This is a genomic window from Mucilaginibacter sp. (assembly GCF_028288205.1).
Classification (GTDB): Bacteria; Bacteroidota; Bacteroidia; order Sphingobacteriales; family Sphingobacteriaceae; genus Mucilaginibacter.
This window is the reverse complement of sequence record NZ_JAQBOD010000018.1, coordinates 21,227-40,400: the sequence shown is the minus strand read 5'-3', so window position 1 is coordinate 40,400 and position 19,174 is coordinate 21,227. Positions and strand designations below refer to the sequence as shown.

The following is a 19,174-nucleotide window of genomic DNA, read 5'->3' as shown; positions in this document are numbered from 1 at the left end:
AATCAATAATTAATTAAAAACTCCTTAATCCTTTAAAAACTATGTAAAAAGTATCTATTCGCAAAATAACAATCCTGACATGAGCACGCCTGACAGCCTGCAAAAATGTTTAATGACATTGTAGATTTACTACCAATAAACTTCAAATTAATTAAAACATAAATAATGAAACGAATCCTAACTATTAGTTTATGCCTCGCTGTATTCTTTACAGCCAAAGCGCAAGAATCAACAACGCATGTGCCCACTATTCTTGCTACAGGTGGAAATTTTTCCATCCCCTACATTAAATACGTAATTAAGTTAACCAAAAAAAAGAACCCCAAGATCTGCTTTATGGGATCGGCCGGGGGGGATAACATCGCCAAAATTATTGCCTGGTATGATTCATGCCGCACATTACCTTGCAGGCCCTATGTGCAGAAAGTATTTTTAAACTCCAGCCCGGATCAGGAAACATTTGACCAAAAGTTATTAGGCATGGATGCCATTATTATGGGCGGCGGCAATACCATGAATATGATAGCCATCTGGAAGGCTCAAGGTATTGATACCGTTTTAATGAAAGCCTACAAAAAAGGCATTGTACTGGCAGGCGGCAGCGCCGGCTCATTATGCTGGTTCCAGGGTGGCACTACCGATTCAAGGCCGATAAAACTGTCGCTTACTTCGGGTTTGGGTATTTTACCTTATAGCCATAGTCCGCACTGGAGACGTGAACAATTACGCAGGCCACTGTATCGTGATGCTATTTTAACGGGGAAGCTAAATGCAGGTTACGCGGTAGAAGATTTTGCAGCTATTTTGTTCGAGAACGGAAAGTATGTAAAATCAGTATCGCTGGATACCATGAACCACACCTATTTTCTTTCGGTAGTTAATGGTAAACTTAGCGAAAAGCTATTACCGGTAACCGAAATAATAAAGTAGTTTACGCACTCATTAGTCGACTTAAATTAAAATCATCATGAAAAAGATATTAGCTATATTATTATTGCTTGCTGTCGCGATTGCCGGTAAAGCACAGACCGCGCCTGTACGCACCATATTTGCATCGGGCGGCAATTATGGTAAGCCGTTTATTAAATATGTAATGGCGCTTACAAAAAAGAAGAACCCAAGAATATGTTTTATGCCAACACCAAGCGGCGATAGCGAGGCCGCTATTGCTACCTGGTACCAAAACTGCGAGGACCTGGACATGCAGCCATTTATACAGCCACTGTACGTAAGCTCATACCGTCAGTTAAAAAGTTTTGAAGAGGTGCTGTTAAGCATGGATGCCATTATTGTTGGCGGTGGCAGCACACTTAACGCCATAGCCGAGTGGAAAGCACAAGGCATTGATACCATATTAAGGAAAGCCTATAATAAAGGTATTGTTTTAGGTGGCGGCAGCGCCGGCTCACTATGCTGGTTCCAGGGTGGTACTACCGATTCAAGGCCACAAGCGCTTTCTATTTGTATGGGCTTAGGATTTTTACCTTATAGCAACTGCCCGCACTGGTTAAAAGAACAGGCACGCAGGCCGCTTTATACTAACGCCTTATTAACAGGAAAACTAAATGGAGGTTATGCCTGCGACGATGCGGCCGCACTGTTGTTCGAAAACGAGAAGTATGTAAAGTCTGTAGCTATTGATAAAAGCTTTAAGACTTATTTTATTTCGGTTGAAAAAGGTAAAATAGTTGAAAAGTATTTGCCGGTTACTGAAATCATAAACTAATAATTTCAGTTAATATAGATTGAAAAGTGGTGCGGGCTATCCGCACCACTTTTTTAATTTAGTACATCCCTCTTTGTCATTACAAACCCTTCTCTATCGCCTTATAAACTACATCCTGTATGCGTGGCCTGATACTCAGGCTGGATAATTTGCTGCTTGCTTTAGGATAGGTGCGGTTTGATAAAAACACATACACCAAATTATATTTAGGATCAACCCAAACGCATGTACCGGTATAGCCGGTGTGCCCGTAACTATCAGGCGATGCCAGCTCTGATGGGTAATGGCGGTCGGTTAGCGGGTCCCATCTGTCAAATCCTAAACCCCTGCGGCTTACAGGCGATTGCCTGGCGGTAAACAGGTTAACTGTTTCGGGTTTAAAATATTGATCGCCGCCATAGATGCCTTTGTTTAATAGCATTTGGTATAGTATAGCCACATCATTAGCGCTGGCAAATAAACCGGCATGCCCAGCAACCCCGCCCATTAACGCCGCGGTAGGGTCATTTACATAACCATCCAGTACAGAATGCCGGTAAACCTGGTCATTCTCTGATGGCACTATTTGATCAGGCTTAAAGTGGTAAAGAGGTAAAAAACCCGCGGTTTGCATACTTAACCGGTTATAAAATTGCTGCTGTACATAAACATTAAGCGGTGTTGCGGTAATGGTTTCTAAAATTTGCTGCATAAAGCACATGCTAATATCACTATATACATATTGGCCCCTCGTTTTAAGCGGCGAGTTTAGCATGGCGGGCAGCATTATATCTTTGTAATAATCTTTCCTTAAATAATAGCCATTGTTAACTTTAACCGGATAGGCTGCCGATGAATCAGGACTATGATCTATAGGTCTTATTTTTTCGAAAGTTGGTATATCGGGTATCAATCCTGCCTGGTGGGTTAATAGCTCGCGCACCTGTATATCGCTTTTATTGGTATTATGCGCAAGTGGCAGGTAAAAACCCATGGTAGAATCAATGTTAAGTTTGCCTTCATCTTTAAGCTGCATGGCCGTTATGGTGGTAGCTGTTATTTTGGTCATAGACGCTATGTCGAAAATGTCGGTTATTTTATCCGGCATATCGGGTTCATAGGTATGAAAGCCATAAGCTTTATTAAATATCACCGTGCCGTCTTTAGCTACCAAAACCACGCAGCCGGGCGTTGCATGGGCCAGCATAGCTTCGCGGGCTATCTTATCAATATCCTGCAGGTTATTTGAATTGATGCCAACAGCTTCGGGCACAGAATATTCCAGGCGGGTTTTTTCTGTTAAAAAGCCCATCCCAAATCTATATTTCTGGGTAATGGTACCGGTTAGTTTTTGGGTGATGGCCACCCCGCCAAATATGGCCTGCGCACAAAAATAAGCGGCAACCGGCGATGTGCGTTCTGCATATAATATAGGTGCGGTAACATCATTTAATTTGGCTAACGAAGATCCTTTGCCAAAATAGGCTATCACCACATTTTTTATTTGCTGATTATCGGTAATAAATTTGACGATCTGCGGGCTGTTCAGGTCTGCTTCGTTTAGCTGGACAATAAGGGTGTTATACAGTTTCAGATCGGCCGATAGCTTATCAATATTTTCTCCTCCTGTATAATCAGCTATTTTAAATGATTGCACTTTGGTATATTTATTCAATAAACTATCAAATCCGGTAGCGAATGCATTGGAGAAATGGATACTGGCAATTTTTAAATTACCAATGTTTCTTAATGGGATAAGATAATTGCCATTATTTAATAACACTGTCGATCTCTCAACCAATTTTTCTTCTTTAACATAAGCCAGACCGGCATATTGTGCGCATGCAGAATTTAATAAAGTAAATACTAACAGTATCAGCAGAAAGCAGTTATACTTATTTTCTCTCATATACCTTCTCTCCGTTTATATAGGTTTTTAAAACATTAACTTTTGGCAAACCTCTTGCACCTGTTTTCATGAGGTCCTGGTCCATTATTACAAAATCAGCATATTTACCCGCCTCAATACTGCCCTTTTCTTTTTCCTCAAAATTGGCTTTGGCTGCCCATATGGTCATGCCTTTTAACGCTTCTACCCTGTTAAGTGCATTTTCCATTTGGAAGCCGGCTGCGGGGAATCCTTTCAGGTCCTTGCGTACTACGGCCGCATAAAAAGTATAAACGGGACTAATGTTTTCTACCGGGAAATCGGTACCCAAAGGTATCCACCCATTTTGCTGTAATAATTGTTTATAGGCATAGGCCGATTTTAAACGTTTTGCACCTAACCGCTGCCCGGCCCAATACATGTCAGATGTGGCATGGGTGGGTTGTACTGATGGTATAATGCTGTACTTGCCAAACATGCTCATATCCTGTGGCGATACCACCTGCGAATGCTCAATGCGCCAGCGGCGATCATTCTTTCCTTTTAATACCCCCGCGTATATTTTAAGCATCACCCGGTTAGCCGAGTCGCCAATGGCGTGGGTGCACATTTGGAAACCTTTGTCGGCCAGTTTTTTTGCCACTTCTTCAAAATGTTTTTGACTGCTTAACAAAAAGCCCTTCCAGTTTTTTTGGTCCGCATAGGGCCGTAACAGGCAAGCCCCTCTTGAGCCCAATGCCCCATCGGCATAAATCTTAAACGCGCGCACATCTAAACCGGGTGTTTTAAAAACACCGCGTTTAAACAGGAAGTCATAATTTTCCTCTCTGTCTGCCAGCATTACATACATCCTCATTTTTAAAGAACCTTTGTGTTGTAGTTCGGCAATAGTATTTACCATGGTATAAGGTAAGCCACAATCATCAATTGTAGTTAAACCAACGGCAAAGCAATTACGTTGTGCGCTTAAAAATGCGTTTTGTATCAATTGGTCGGTTGGATCGGGGATTTTACTGGTAACAATGCCTACCGCGTTATCAACCAATACACCTGTGAGTTTTCCATTTGTGGTTTCAATTTCGCCTCCCGCAATAGTTTGCCCGGGTTTGATGCCTGCAACATTTAAAGCGGCCTGGTTGGCAATAACCGCATGGCCATCAACCCGGTTTAATATCACCGGCCGCACCGGAAACAATACATCCAGCTTGGCCTTATCTGGAAATTTCTTGCCGGGCCATAAGTTTTGATCCCACCCATTGCCTATTATCCAGCCATCGGGGTTACGTTCGGCATATGCTTTTACGGTATCAACAACTTCGTCCCAATTTTTAATACCTTTTAAATTAATCTGCTGCAGGCCCATGCCATACGCATAAAAATGGGCATGGGCATCAATAAAGCCGGGGTATATAGCTTTGCCATGCGCGTCAATAACTTCACGGGCCATGTATTTCTCTTCCAGTTTATCACCATTGCCAACGGCTATAATTTTTCCGCCTTGTACAACAAATGCATCGGCTATACTAAAAGTGCTGTCGACGGTATACACCATTGCATTTTTAATTAAAAGGTCGGCATTAAACTCTTTTTGTTTACAGGCTGCTAAAAAAAGCAGCAGGATGGGCCATAATTTTTTCATACAGGTAGTGTGTTGTTGTAAATATATTACACTTAAAACTATATACAACTATCAAATCATAAAGTTATGTGGATGAATAATTAATTTAATAGCCTCATCCTTAAAAAAGCGATTGTATCAAAATTGATATTACAAAAATCAGAACAGAATTATATTTTGTGGACTCAGCTCTCCACGTTACTTTGTGACTTCTTTGCGCACTTAGTGGTAAAACTTAACCGTAATGGCCGCAAAGGAGACACAAAGATCACAAAGGCCAATTATTATTTTGTTAATATTAACTGTTAATGACTTTTGATATGGCTTCTTTAAAAATCCTGTGCCACCTGTTCTGCATCGAAACTCTCTGCTTTGGAGAGGTTGGACGGGGCAAAAAAACAGAAAAAGTTATGCCCGCAAATAATTAATTTAGCACCGAAAACGAAATTGAAGGGAAATTTTTTACATGTCAGATATAATTCAGCTTTTACCGGACTCCGTTGCTAACCAGATCGCTGCCGGCGAGGTGGTACAACGACCAGCATCGGCAGTAAAAGAACTGATAGAGAATGCTATTGATGCCGGGGCCGATAAAATTCAGCTGATTGTAAAAGATGCGGGTAAATCATTAATACAGGTTATTGATAATGGCTGCGGCATGAGCGGCACTGATGCGCGTATGAGCTTTGAGCGCCATGCCACATCAAAAATTAAACGGGCCGAGGATCTTTTTGCCATCCGTACCATGGGGTTCAGAGGCGAGGCCATGGCCTCTATAGCTGCAATTGCGCAGGTGGAGCTGAAAACCCGCCGTCATGAGGATGAGTTGGGAACACAAATTTTCATTGAAGCATCAGAAGTATTAAAACAGGAGGCTTGCTCTGCCAATGCCGGAACATCCATATCAGTTAAAAACTTATTTTACAATATACCCGCGCGCCGTAACTTTTTAAAAAGCAACCCGGTAGAAATGCGCCATATTATTGACGAGTTTCAGCGGGTATCATTAGCGCACCCCGAAGTGTTTTTTACGTTGCATCATGATGGGCAGGAGGTTTATCATTTACCGGCAACAACATTAAAACAGCGCATTATACATTTATTTGGTAATAATTATAACCAGCGCCTGGTGCCGGTTGAAGAGGATACCACCATTATTAACCTGCGTGGCTTTGTTGGCAAGCCAGAGTTTGCACGCAGAACACGCGGCGAGCAATTCTTTTTTGTAAACAATCGTTTTATTAGGGACGCTTATTTAAATCATGCGGTATTAACTGCTTTTGAGGAGCTGCTGCCTGATGATACCTTCCCTTTGTATGTATTGTTTATCGATATTGATCCATCAAAAATTGATATCAACGTACACCCCACCAAAACCGAAATAAAATATCAGGACGAAAAGGCCATTTATGCCATTATCCGTTCGGCGGTTAAACGTTCATTGGGCAGGTATAACATTACCCCAAGTTTAGACTTTGACCAGGAGAATAGCATTGAGCATTTAATAACGCCAACACCTTTTGACCAGATAGTTGCGCCGGTTATTGCATTCAACCCGGATTTTAATCCGTTTGCAGATAAGAAAACAGACCGTGAAATTCCTTTTTTGCGGGATAGCGGCGGCAGCCGTAGTAATCCTATCCCAAAAAATTGGGATACGTTGTACGAGATCAGCAAAAAAGATACTATTACACAACAGGAGATACATGCGGAAGAAACTTTAGCGGTTAATGAGCAGGAGATTGCCAAATCAAGCGATAGGCAATTTTTCCAGGTACATAACCGGTTTATCATGTCGCAAATTAAATCGGGTTTTATGCTGATAAGCCAGCAAGCGGCACACGAGCGTATTTTGTATGAGCGATTTTTACAACAATTGCAAAATCATTCGGGCGTTAGTCAGCAAAGTTTGTTTCCGCAATCGCTTACACTAAACAGCAGTGATTTTGAGTTATTAAAAGAATTACTACCTGATATACGCGCGCTGGGTTTTGATATACGTGAGTTTGGTAAAAATACCGTGGTTGTTGAGGGCATACCTGCCGACCTAAACAATGTAGGCGAACACGAGTTGTTAGAGCATTTGCTGGAAGGCTTTAAAAATAACCTGGCCATATTGAAATTAGACAAACGCGATAACCTGGCACGGTCGTTAGCACGTAACGCGGCTATTAAAGCAGGTACTAAATTATCATCAGAAGAAATGAACTTATTAACCGACCAGCTTTTTGCATGCCAAATGCCAAATTTGGCGTTAAATGGCAAGCCTGTAATTACTACCTTTACATTAAATGAATTATTAGAACGGTTTGAAAAATAACCGGGTAAATTGAACTATATTAAACACCCATGCAGTCTCCTTTAGCTAATATCCCGCCGGTTGCAAAAAACCTGCTTATTATTAATATTCTATGTTTTATACCATCGCTATATTACAGTCATGGTTTTGCCGGTAATAGCGACCCGGTGGCCGAATATTTTGGAGTGTATTATTTTAATTCGCCGTCCTTTAAGCCATTTCAATTAATTACTTACATGTTTTTACATGGCGGGTGGGCGCATATCATTTTTAATATGTTCGCGTTATATTCTTTCGGAACGGTTGTAGAATATATAATGGGCTCTAAGCGTTTTCTGGCATTTTATTTTATTTGCGGTTTAGGCGCTATTATATTACAAATGATGGTACAGGCATTTGAGGTACATGCTATAACCGGCCATTTAAGCATTCAATCGCCCGAACTGGAATCATCCTATTTAATTTATGGCGAACATGCCCAGAAGCTATATGATATTTATCATGGTAACATGGTAGGTGCATCCGGTGCTATATTTGGCTTGCTGATTGCGTTTGGTATGATATACCCTAATGCCGAATTAATGATCATGTTTATACCGGTACCTGTTAAAGCAAAATACATTATCCCTGTATATATTTTAATTGAATTGGGATTGGGTATTGGCCAGTTTGGTGGCGATAACGTGGCTCATTTTGCGCATTTAGGCGGTGCCATATTAGGTTTTATATTAGTAAAGGCCTGGCGTTTGCAAGGGCCGAAAGATTTTCAATTCTAAGCGGTTTTATAAATTAATTTTATGACGTTCTGGCAAAATATACATTATAAAACATTTCAATCCGGCAGTAAGTTAAACTTGCTTATTGGCATTAATGTTATAGTTTTTTTGGCTATCGGCATTACCTCTGTGCTTGAACAATTAATGCTGCGCACTACTATTATAGCATCTTATAGCTATGAGTACCTGGCGCTGCCATCCTATTTGCCCAAACTGCTTACCCGTTTCTGGACACCGCTTACTTATATGTTCATGCATGCGGGTATATTTCATATCCTTTTTAATATGCTTTGGCTTTATTGGATGGGTGGAATATTTGAGGAGTTTTTAGGTAAAAAGCGTACATTAGGTTTATATTTATTAGGTGGATTAGCAGGGGCTGCATTATATATTGCCAGCTACAATATTTTCCCGGCGTTTACACAAAGCGGCGCAGTGCTTACAAGCTCTGCAATTGGGGCATCAGCCAGCGTTACGGCTATAATTGTTGGCGCCGCTACTATAGCGCCCAATTATACCATATCATTAATGTTTATTGGCCCCATAAGGTTAAAATGGCTGGTTATATTTTATATAGTAATTGATTTTTTAGGAATAACGGGCCCAAATGCCGGTGGCGAAATAGCCCATATTGGCGGTGCGTTATTTGGTTTTATATACGTTAAGCAGTTACAAAAAGGCCGCGATATGGTAGGGTTTATAGCCAGGTTGTTTAAATCAAGATCGAAGCTGAAAGTAGCATCAACCAACAGGGACAGAAGCGCTACAAACGAGCCGCGACAAGATGAGGTTGATCAAATATTGGATAAAATTTCAAAGACGGGATACGATAACCTGAGCAAGCAGGAAAAAGACATATTATTTCGCGCCAGCAAAAAATGAAGGCAATAAAAAAACTACCATTTATTGATAAGCTGTTTTTATGGATAAATTGTGGTTTATGTTTAGCATTGCTTATTAGCTACCTTGCCCCGGTAACTGATCCTAAACAATTCTGGCTCATCGCTTTTTTTGGATTGGCCTATCCGCCATTATTACTAACCAATGTGCTCATGATAGTGTATTGGTTATTTCGCAGGCCCTTGTTCGGTCTGCTGTCTGTGTTGGTAATACTTTGCGGCATTAATGTATTAAAGAATAATATAGGTTTCCATATCGGCAATAATAATAATATTTCTCCCGATGGTAACAATATCCGTTTGATGACCTATAACGTGCATAATTTTAAAAAATACAGTTCCACAAAAGATATATCTACCAAACACGAAATACTGGAGATCATTTCTGCAAACAACCCGGATATTATTGGGATACAAGAGTTTTATACACGCAACCGCGGAGAGTATGACATGGCCGATTCTGTAAAAAAGATAATGGGTGCCAGTAACTATTATTTTGCAGAGTTGCATGGCAACGCGGATGAGCATATGGGTATGGCCATATTTTCAAGGCTTGCTATTGTAGGGAAGGGATTTATTCAATTATCTGACGAAAAAAACAATGATAACCAGTGTGTTTTTATTGATATAAAAAAGAATGGCCACCCTTTCAGGATATATAGCGTTCATCTGCAATCTATACAATTTGGTCCTAAAGATTACCGGTATCTGGATACCATATCAAAAAGCGGCAAACCCGATATAACATCAACAATGCGTTTAGGCGGCAAATTAAAACGCGCTTTTTTAAAGCGCAGCGAGCAGGTAGCAAAAATAAGGGAGCATGCACAACAATGCCCTTATCCTTATATCATATCCGGCGATTTTAATGATACACCATCATCATACGCGGTTAACCAGATGGCTAAAGGGTTAAAAAATGCCTTTCGCGAAAAGGGTTTTGGCCTGGGTCGTACCTATAATGGCGATTTCCCTAATTACCAGATAGATTATATTATGGTGGCCCCGCAATTTGATGTGGCAAGCTATACCATCACCGAAAAAAAACTATCAGACCATTACCCGGTTTGCGCAGATTTAATATTAAAGTAAGTGAGTAGTTGATTGTGTTACCGGTTGGATTAAGTTGAATGATTGTAAAAATCATTCATTCATATAATCAACTCGATCCAACCGCTCAACTAAAAATGAAAAATCGTAAGTTTGCCACCATGAAACAAAATTTATTTGTTTACAATACTTTAGCACGAAAAAAGGAAGAATTTAAACCGCTTAACGCGCCTCATGTAGGCATGTATGTATGCGGCCCTACCGTTTATAGTGATGTTCACCTGGGCAATTGCCGCACCTATATTTCGTTCGATTTAATGTTTCGTTACCTTAACCATATTGGTTACAAGGTGCGTTATGTACGCAATATTACCGATGCGGGGCACTTAGAAGGTGATGGCGGCGATATGGGCGAAGATAAAATATCAAAAAAAGCCAAAATAGCCCAGCTGGAGCCAATGGAAATTGTACAGCAATATACCGTTGGTTTTCATGGTGTGCTGCAAATATTTAACACGCTGCCGCCAAGCATTGAGCCAACAGCTACCGGGCATATTGTTGAGCAGATAGAACTGATAAAAATAATACTCGAAAACGGGTATGCTTATGAGGTGGATGGCTCGGTTTATTTTGATGTTGAAAAATATAACAGGACCCAGGATTATGGGATTCTAAATGGCCGTAAACTGGAAGACCTATTAATTAACACCCGCACCTTAGGTGGCCAGGGTGATAAACACGGGCCGCTTGATTTTGCGTTGTGGATAAAAGCCAAGCCCGAACATTTAATGAAGTGGCCATCGCCATGGAGCGTTGGGTTCCCGGGGTGGCATTTGGAATGTTCGGCTATGAGCCATAAATATTTGGGCGAGCAATTTGATATTCATGGTGGTGGTATAGACTTAATGCCTACCCATCATACTAATGAGATAGCGCAAAACGTGGCTTGCTGCGGTAAAAACCCGGCTACCTACTGGATACATACCAATATGCTTACGGTAAACGGGCAAAAAATGTCAAAATCATTAGGTAATAGTTTTTTACCGCATGAACTTTTTACCGGTCAGCATTCTATATTAGACAGAGGGTACAGCCCCATGACCGTAAAGTTTTTCATGCTGCAGGCGCACTATCGTAGTACGTTAGACTTTGGCAATGAGGCCATGGAAGCATCAGAAAAAGGATTTAAGCGCTTAATGAATGCGGTTACATTGCTGGATACCTTAAAGGTATCCGCCAGTACAGATGTAGAGATAGCGCCTTTACAACAACGCTGCTATGATGCCATGAATGATGATTTTAACAGCCCGGTTTTAATTGCCGAATTATTTGAAGCTTCGCGAATTATTAATTCTGTGCATGATGGTAAAATGAAAATAGATGCGGCCAACCTGCAACTTATAAAAAACACGATGAACATTTTTGCGTTTGATATTTTAGGATTAAAGAATGAACAAGCCGCGAATGACGATCTGCCTAAAATATTGAACCTGATTGTTACCTTACGTAACGAAGCTAAAGGCAACCATGATTATGCTACATCAGATAAAATAAGGGATGGTTTACAAAAAATAGGCTTTCAATTAAAAGATAGTAAAGAAGGCACTAACTGGAGTAAAATTTAATTCATTAAATAACGTTAATCAAATTATAAGCAGATACAACCGGGTTCATGCCCGGTTTAATTAAAAATCAATCGACCTAAAAATCCATTACAAATGAAAAAAAAATTACTGGTTGTTATTAGCTTTATTAGTTATGCAGCAATAGCTGTAGCGCAGGGCCCTGCCCAGGTTAGTAAAGTTGTTGAGGCCGAAGATAGTTTTAATAAATTAGTTGCCCGTAAAGGCATAAAAGATGGGTTTTTAGCTGTAGCCGATCCGGAAGGCATTGTATTTAAACCAAGGCCCATCAAGATCACCGATTTTTATGGCAATATTGAAAAACAACCCGGTACCTTACAATGGCAGCCTAAATTTGCCCGTATATCTTTTAATGGCGATCTGGCTTTTACAGCCGGCCCTTATATTTATCAAAATGGTAAAACCGATGATGATAAGGTGTATGGTGATTATGTTTCTATATGGCGTGCAGATGCTGAAAACAAACTTAAATTATTAATTGATCTGGGCATACAGCATCCCGAAGCTGAACAAGAAACACCTGTAGATTTTAAAGAGCCCGATGCTACAAAAAAAGTAACACTAAATAAAGACCCATTTGGCGGTAAAAATATCATATTGCTTACCGATAAGTATTTTAATAATTCTTTACCCATATCTACATTAGCTGCATATAAAGAATACTTAAGTCCTGAAGGGCGCTATTATTTCCCCGGATTTGAACCAATGACCGGTACAGATAAAATACTGAAGTTTTTGAGCAATGAGGCTATCACTATAACTGCCGAAACAATTAGCGCCGGCCGTTCAACAAGTAATGATCTGGCTTATAGTTATGGCCGGGCACGCATTAAAAAAGGCAATATTGTAAGCGATTACAATTACGCGCGAATTTGGGAAGTGGATAATGCCAGCCACAAATGGAATATTTTGCTGGAAGTGTTTTCGGCGATAGAAAAGTAGGCTTAAAAGATTAGAGATCAGTTATTATTAGGATTTGCATAATACAAAAGGCTAACTGTTCGGTTAGCCTTTTGTATTTTTCGACAGACAGTCAACTAATCTTTAATCTCTAATAACCAATCTTTAACACTAAAACAACTGCTCAATTATATCATCTGTTGACAGGCCCTCGGCTTCTGCATGATAGCTACGCACAATACGATGACTCAATATAGGTTTTGCTACAGCTTTTACATCTTCAATATCCGGTGAGTATTTGCCGTTAATAACAGCGTGGCATTTAGCACCCAATATTAAAAACTGCGATGCGCGCGGCCCCGCGCCCCAGTTTAATAAACGTTTAACTTGTGGTGCGGCAAATTCGCCATCGGGACGTGTTTTTGCTACCAGCTTAACAGCATACTCCAATACATTATCAGTAACCGGTATATTGCGTACCAATTGTTGAAAGTAAATGATCTGCTCGGCATTTAATATTTTCTTAACAGAAGATTGCAGGGTACTGGTGGTGTTTTTAACTATCTGCAGCTCTTCTTTAAAGGATGGATAGTTTAAAGATATCTTAAACATAAAACGATCAAGCTGGGCCTCGGGCAACGGGTAGGTGCCTTCCTGCTCAATAGGGTTCTGGGTAGCTAAAACAAAAAATGGTTGCGAAAGCTTATGCGTAACACCCGCTGCGGTAACCGCTTTTTCCTGCATAGCCTCTAAAAGCGCTGCCTGTGTTTTAGGTGGGGTGCGGTTTATCTCGTCGGCTAAAATTATATTTGAAAAAACCGGACCCGGAATAAATTTAAAGTTCCTGTCTTCGCCCAAAATTTCAGACCCTATAATGTCTGACGGCATCAGGTCGGGCGTAAATTGTATACGGTTAAAATTAAGATGGAGCACCTCTGATACGGTTTGTACCAATAACGTTTTTGCCAGGCCGGGCACACCCACTAACAGGCAATGCCCATTGCTAAAAATGGATATCAGCACAAACTTTACAACTTCATCCTGCCCGACAATTACATTACTTATTTCTGAGCGTATCTGCTCATAAGCGTGTTTTAAAGCATCTGCTGCTTCTACATCGGACGTGTGTTGCATAGTTTTAAGGATTAACCTGGGCGGCTGTTGTTGTTGGTGTTGACCAATCTTTTAATACCGGGCATGCCTGGTATTGCGGATCAAGCTTAATATAGGTTTCTTTTCTTTTCTTAGCAAACCACTGGCTAACGGTACGGCTAATTTTAGCATCGTTTGCCATCAGTTTTATTTTGGGAAGATCCTGTGCCAAATTAGCTTTATGTGCATCTGTTACAGATTTTAAATAAAATATGCGGTAGCTTTTTTTGCCTCTTTCATCTGTATACAATACTGGTTTTGATATTCCGCCAACTTTCATGGTATCAACCACTAATGCAATTTGCGGGTCAAGCTTGTCAGTAGGGATATAACTGGTCCGTACTTCAACGTTTTCAGGATTTAATATCATCCCGCCATTAAATTTGGTTTCCTTATTATCCGAATAAACAGAGGCCGCAGCCGAAAAGAAATCAGCTTTGCGATTTTTATTTAATAAATTATAAACAGTATCAGCTTTCCCTTTAGCCCTTGTAAGGCTTTCTGGGGTAATTGGCGGTGTAATTAAAATATGGCGCACATGTACCTGCTCGCCGCGGCGCTCAATTACCTGTAAAAAGAAGAAGCCATAATCGGGCGATTCAAATACCGGCGAATATTCACCCGCTTTTAGTTTGAATGCCCAGGCAGTAAATTCCTTAACAAAGGTATTGCGATCTGCAAAACCTACATCACCACCCTGTGGTGCCGAACCCGGATCTTGCGAATAGGCGGTTGCCAGCGTAGCAAAGTCTTCGCCCTTTTTTATCCTGTTTAACAGATCCTGCGATTTTTGCCGATAATATTCCTTTTCCTCTTTAGTAAGCTTGGGTTCAACAACAATCTCGGCAACCTCAACCTCTTTATTAAATGTTGGCAGGCTGTCTTTAGACATTTTATTAAAATAATCCTTAACATCCTGCGGAGTAGTATTCAATTTCTCTGTAATATGCTGGCGCATTCTTTCTGCAACCAACATTTCTTTTACATCAGGTCGTATTTCGTCTTTATATTGTATGACAGATCGTCCTAAAAATGTCTCCAACTTATCCTGCCCGCCGGCTTGTTGCATCATTCTGCGCATCCTGCGGTCAACTTCGCCGTCAATCTCGTCCTCTTTTACATCAATACTATCTATAATAGCTTGCTGAACCAACAGTTTTTGTGTGATAAGATTTTGTGCCAGAAAGCATTTGTCCGTATGTGCGCCCTGCATGGTATATTGCGCGTTTAACAGCTCAATATCTGATTGTAATATTACGTTAGCGCCTACAACCGCTACAATTTTGTCTAAAGTGATCTTCTGCGCACTGGCTACAGATGCGAATAAAATTATGCTTAAAACTACTATCCCAAACTTTCTCATGTATGTTACTTAAATATGCTACGGGTCGGTACCCATAAAAACGTCCGAATTTCGGTAAAATTTATTAATTATAACTGCATAATTCTGGTCTTTTAATACAGCAGATTTATAATTATGCGAATATGCCAATAAAGCTTCAAACACTTTAACTATTTTTGGTTAAAATTTGTTAAAGTGAGAACAGAGAACCCAACGGCATTACGATTTATTTTACAGGATGATATTTATCTGTTAGCACATGATAAAACTGCTGCCGATAAACTACCCGCTGAGCCTATTGCAAAAACACTCGCTGAACCTGCTGCAGAAATACATACAGAACCCGTTGCAGAGAAAACTCCAGAACCTATTGTAGAAACGCCTCCGGTTAAACTTAATTATTTAGGCGAGCATAAAAAAGGTTTCCTTGTACTTGTTCATTATACGGAGCATGAGTTTATTGCCGATGCCCATTTAACCGCGTTAGAAAGTATACTTAAACGCAAAGAGTATGCTATTGATGATGTAGCCATATTGAACATGGCCAAAGCGGCCATTACAGATATAGATAGCCTGTTAACTTATTTTAATCCCCAAAAACTTTTAGTGTTGGGCAAAAGCGCGTTACCAGGAAGAATAGAGGCGCTTACCCTCAATCAGCCAAAACAAATAAGTAATGTTACAGCGCTGTATAGCTTTAGTTTTGATGATATGATGAGCAGCACCGAAAATAAAAAGACTTTTTGGGACCAAATGAAAACTCTGTGAGGTATGTACCAATTAGTATTTGCAACAAATAATGCTCATAAACTGGAAGAAGTTGCCGCTAAAATTGAAGGGCGCATACAATTACTAAGCCTTAATGACATTAATTGCCATGATGATATTGCCGAAACCGGCACAACGTTCAGGGAGAACGCATCTATTAAAAGCCATTACATTTATAATAAATACCGGATTAATTGCTTTGGCGATGATAGCGGGTTAGAGATAGACGCCTTAAATGGCGAACCCGGTGTTTATTCGGCACATTACGCGGGCGAGCATGGCAATCATGCTGCCAACATGGCTAAGGTACTGGAAAAACTAAGTTCTGAAATTAATCGTACGGCCCGTTTTCGCACGGTGATATCCCTGGTATGGGACGGTGAGGAGCATTTTTTTGAAGGCACGGTTGAAGGTACTATTCGCCATGAATTAAGCGGAACAGCAGGCTTTGGCTACGACCCCATATTTCAGCCGGATGGATATAACATTACCTTTGCCGAAATGACCCTGGCCGAAAAGAACCAGATCAGCCACCGGGCAATTGCTGTAGAAAAATTGATTGAGTTTTTGAAGAAAGTTTAATACTGGTTGTCATCTTCGATTCGCCGGATAGCGGATAGAAATCTTATACGATTTAATTATCACCTGTTGCTTGTACAAGATTTCTCCTCGTACCTCGTCGAAATTGACATGAAGAATATTATGGCTTTATAGGGACGATTTTCTTTATCGCTGTATCCCTAACAATTTTTTTTGCCGCTGTATCCTTAACAATACTATCCCTGCCCATTTTTAAAACAGGCGGTTTAGTAATTGTTGAATCGCTCTTCAATTTACCGTCGACGGGTTTTTTAACTTCCGGTTTACCGGTGGGTTTGGCTGTCGGTACTGTTGCCTTAACCGGCTTTTTATAGGCAGATAATATAGCTTCTTTAGATACAGGCCTTTCTTTAGGCTTCCATATAAAGCCTTTTAATACTTTATCATCATCTTTTATTTTGGCAATAGCATTCGCTTTAGCCTCATAATTTGCATAAAAATCAAGATTCTTTATGTTCCCATTTTTAAAGGTCGCATATATTCCGCCACTTACCGTTCTATTCATATCGGTAACCTTATTAGTAACCGAATCGCGCTTAAAAAATATAGTTTCGGCGTTGCCGCTAATACGTATATTGTTTAATTTATTGTCTTTAAAAATACCGTGCATTGTGCGGCCACCCGCCTGGTTAAAATGCAGAGAATCATTTTTTTCAATATTTACAATAAAAGCCGAAGGGTACATGTCCATGTTATCCAGCTTTTTATTTTTCATTTGCAGATTGATGGTATCCCCTGATAGTTGCGAGCCCTGCGTCCATATCATCGGGTTTACGTAACAGCGTATGGTAGAGTCGCTGCTGCTATAAAACATAGAATCGGCTTTAGCCTGCAGGTCTGTTTTAAATAACTTAGCATGATGATGACCATTCACTATCCTGATCCTCGCCGTATCACTTAAAGCTTTTGGCGCAAGCAAAGCAAGCGAATCTGTCTTCCGCTTATCTTTAAGTGAGTCCTGCGCTGTCTTTTTGGGCACAACCTTTACAACAGTTTTTGGCGGCGCTTTAGCTGCCGGGGCAACTGGTTTATTAAACGGCGACCCCGGCCTATTAAAATAATCAGGATGCAAGAAACTGGTTGTATCCCTTGTCCAATGCTTTGGCGCATCAAGGGCTAAAAATTTAGGCGATTTTTTATAAACGATAGACGGTGCCTTTTTAATCACTTTAATAGAAGTATCGCGATGACTTGCCTGGTATTGGCTTTCTTTTAATGCTTTAAATGCCTTAAAAGTTATAACCTGGGTCTCTAAAGTATCGGCCACAAAAAACAGCGAGTCATACTTAACATTGCCCGGTTTTTTAGTTAACGATTTTATGCTGTCTGTAAGTTTGTTTATGCTTTGTTTGGCAGAGGGTACTTTAGCGTTTGCCTGTGCGGTAATTTTCTTTGTAACAGAATCTGTTATTCCCTGTAAGGTAAGTTTTTTGTTAACAACAGCATTCTTATTAACGTTTGCCGGAAGTTTTTTTGTTATAGAATCAGTTATGCCTTTTAAAGTTAATTTTTTGTCGGGTATATGCGCTTTATCCGCAATTACCGTTTTCTGATTTTTAAATAAAGAATCGGCAGTTAATTTTTTATCGTTGGTTTTAACCGCTGTAGTATCCTCAGTAACAAATATCATATATGGGTTTTGGGTCATAACCAGCCGTTCATCGGCCTTATAATATTCGCCCAGGTCGCCTTTAATGGTCATTTTTTGCTCTTTATCATCAAACGTAACATGCCTGGTAGCGCGGCCATAGCCTTTTAGCCTGTCGTAAAATAAGCTATCACCTTTTAAGGATTTAGTTCCCTGTGTATATAAATTATTTTTTCCAAAAAGGGCCTGTTCTGTAATGGTGTTATAGGTGCCATTTTCGGTATATAAATTATCTTTATCCTTACCAAGTATATTGGTTGGCCCATAAAAATAAGCTATCCTGCTGCCTGAGTTATAGCGCAGGGTATCTGTTTTTATAACCGCGTCGGGCGTGGTACATACTACATTGTACCTAAAGTATTCATCACGTGTAAAGGCAAAATAATAACCGTTTTTACTGGTAAGCGTATTATCCTTGTTTACCAGCTTGCCACCACCTGTATAAGTACCAATACGGGTGGCTGTGTTATAGGTAAAATAGTTAGTAGTTAAAATGGCATCCTTGTCTATCATTTTAACATGGTCTGTTAAAATAGCAACTTTGGTATTGCCATTATAATTGAGTTTATCCGAATATATATTTAAGGTATCGCCCTGATTTATATTTACATGGCCAAAAGCATCAACCATGTTTAGGTCGGGATAAAAATAGGCGCTGTCAGAACGCAGGGTTGAAAAATCCTGTTTAAATACCCCATTATGTACCTTCACCGTTTTTTTACCGTTAATTCCGGAAACAGATTCAAGGGAAGTTGAGCTGACCAGATTAACCTTTGATGATTTCTTCTGGCCAAAAACAGCTGCCGTCGCTAATAAAAACAAGAAGCTTAAAACATATTTATTCACTACTGCAAAATTAGTTTTTTGTTGGGGTTATTAAATTAAT

15 protein-coding genes are annotated in these 19,174 nt (G+C 40.1%); 10 read left to right on the top strand and 5 right to left on the bottom strand.

Annotated features, from left to right (window positions below):
* Positions 1-165: 165 nt before the first annotated feature.
* Together JWR23_RS04295 and JWR23_RS04290 are read left to right on the top strand one after the other, a co-directional pair.
* On the top strand, positions 166-930 hold the full coding sequence (locus tag JWR23_RS04295) for a peptidase E (RefSeq protein WP_299513386.1): 765 nt from the start codon (positions 166-168) through the stop codon (positions 928-930).
* Between the two features lie 37 nt (positions 931-967).
* Positions 968-1,726, top strand: coding sequence for a peptidase E (locus JWR23_RS04290; RefSeq protein WP_299513384.1), 759 nt, complete (start codon positions 968-970; stop codon positions 1,724-1,726).
* 79 nt (positions 1,727-1,805) lie between these two features.
* On the opposite strand, the gene JWR23_RS04285 is transcribed toward JWR23_RS04290, so the two are convergent.
* Positions 1,806-3,614, bottom strand: coding sequence for a serine hydrolase (locus JWR23_RS04285; protein WP_299513382.1), 1,809 nt, complete (start codon positions 3,612-3,614; stop codon positions 1,806-1,808).
* Complete coding sequence (locus tag JWR23_RS04280; protein WP_299513380.1) at positions 3,601-5,232, bottom strand: amidohydrolase; 1,632 nt, start codon at positions 5,230-5,232, stop codon at positions 3,601-3,603. The genes JWR23_RS04285 and JWR23_RS04280 overlap by 14 nt, the downstream gene beginning before the upstream one ends.
* A 445-nt stretch (positions 5,233-5,677) precedes the next feature.
* Here JWR23_RS04280 and mutL point away from each other — a divergent pair, with 445 nt between their 5' ends.
* The 6 genes from mutL to JWR23_RS04250 all read left to right on the top strand — a co-directional run bounded on the left by mutL (position 5,678) and on the right by JWR23_RS04250 (position 12,820).
* A complete protein-coding gene (gene mutL / locus JWR23_RS04275) occupies positions 5,678-7,531 on the top strand; it encodes a DNA mismatch repair endonuclease MutL (RefSeq protein WP_299513378.1) in 1,854 nt (617 codons plus the stop codon).
* A gap of 29 nt (positions 7,532-7,560) precedes the next feature.
* The gene (locus JWR23_RS04270) at positions 7,561-8,286 is read left to right on the top strand and encodes a rhomboid family intramembrane serine protease (RefSeq protein ID WP_299513376.1); all 726 of its coding nucleotides are present in this window, start codon (positions 7,561-7,563) and stop codon (positions 8,284-8,286) included.
* Positions 8,287-8,307: 21 nt separating this feature from the next.
* The gene (locus JWR23_RS04265; protein WP_299513374.1) at positions 8,308-9,168 is read left to right on the top strand and encodes a rhomboid family intramembrane serine protease; all 861 of its coding nucleotides are present in this window, start codon (positions 8,308-8,310) and stop codon (positions 9,166-9,168) included.
* A complete protein-coding gene (locus JWR23_RS04260) occupies positions 9,165-10,277 on the top strand; it encodes an endonuclease/exonuclease/phosphatase family protein (protein WP_299513372.1) in 1,113 nt (370 codons plus the stop codon). Before JWR23_RS04265 ends, JWR23_RS04260 begins: the two co-directional genes overlap by 4 nt.
* 119 nt (positions 10,278-10,396) lie before the next feature.
* A complete protein-coding gene (gene cysS, locus JWR23_RS04255; RefSeq protein WP_299513555.1) occupies positions 10,397-11,860 on the top strand; it encodes a cysteine--tRNA ligase in 1,464 nt (487 codons plus the stop codon).
* Between the two features lie 93 nt (positions 11,861-11,953).
* Positions 11,954-12,820 carry a hypothetical protein gene (locus JWR23_RS04250; protein ID WP_299513370.1) on the top strand — a complete coding sequence of 289 codons (867 nt, stop codon included), beginning with the start codon at positions 11,954-11,956 and terminating at the stop codon, positions 12,818-12,820.
* 129 nt (positions 12,821-12,949) lie between these two features.
* Here the strand turns inward: JWR23_RS04250 and JWR23_RS04245 are convergent, their stop codons facing one another.
* Positions 12,950-13,912 (bottom strand): MoxR family ATPase, encoded by a 963-nt coding sequence (locus JWR23_RS04245; RefSeq protein WP_299513368.1) that lies wholly within the window; start codon positions 13,910-13,912, stop codon positions 12,950-12,952.
* Positions 13,913-13,916: 4 nt separating this feature from the next.
* Positions 13,917-15,293, bottom strand: a complete 1,377-nt coding sequence (locus tag JWR23_RS04240; RefSeq protein ID WP_299513366.1) for a peptidylprolyl isomerase — start codon at positions 15,291-15,293, stop codon at positions 13,917-13,919.
* Between the two features lie 174 nt (positions 15,294-15,467).
* On the opposite strand from JWR23_RS04240, the gene JWR23_RS04235 reads away from it, so the two are divergent.
* The gene (locus JWR23_RS04235; protein WP_299513364.1) at positions 15,468-16,040 is read left to right on the top strand and encodes a hypothetical protein; all 573 of its coding nucleotides are present in this window, start codon (positions 15,468-15,470) and stop codon (positions 16,038-16,040) included.
* A 3-nt stretch (positions 16,041-16,043) separates the two neighbouring features.
* Positions 16,044-16,622 (top strand): non-canonical purine NTP diphosphatase, encoded by a 579-nt coding sequence (locus JWR23_RS04230; RefSeq protein ID WP_299513362.1) that lies wholly within the window; start codon positions 16,044-16,046, stop codon positions 16,620-16,622.
* Positions 16,623-16,740: 118 nt separating this feature from the next.
* Here the strand turns inward: JWR23_RS04230 and JWR23_RS04225 are convergent, their stop codons facing one another.
* Positions 16,741-19,134 (bottom strand): OstA-like protein, encoded by a 2,394-nt coding sequence (locus JWR23_RS04225; protein WP_299513360.1) that lies wholly within the window; start codon positions 19,132-19,134, stop codon positions 16,741-16,743.
* Positions 19,135-19,174 lie beyond the last annotated feature (40 nt).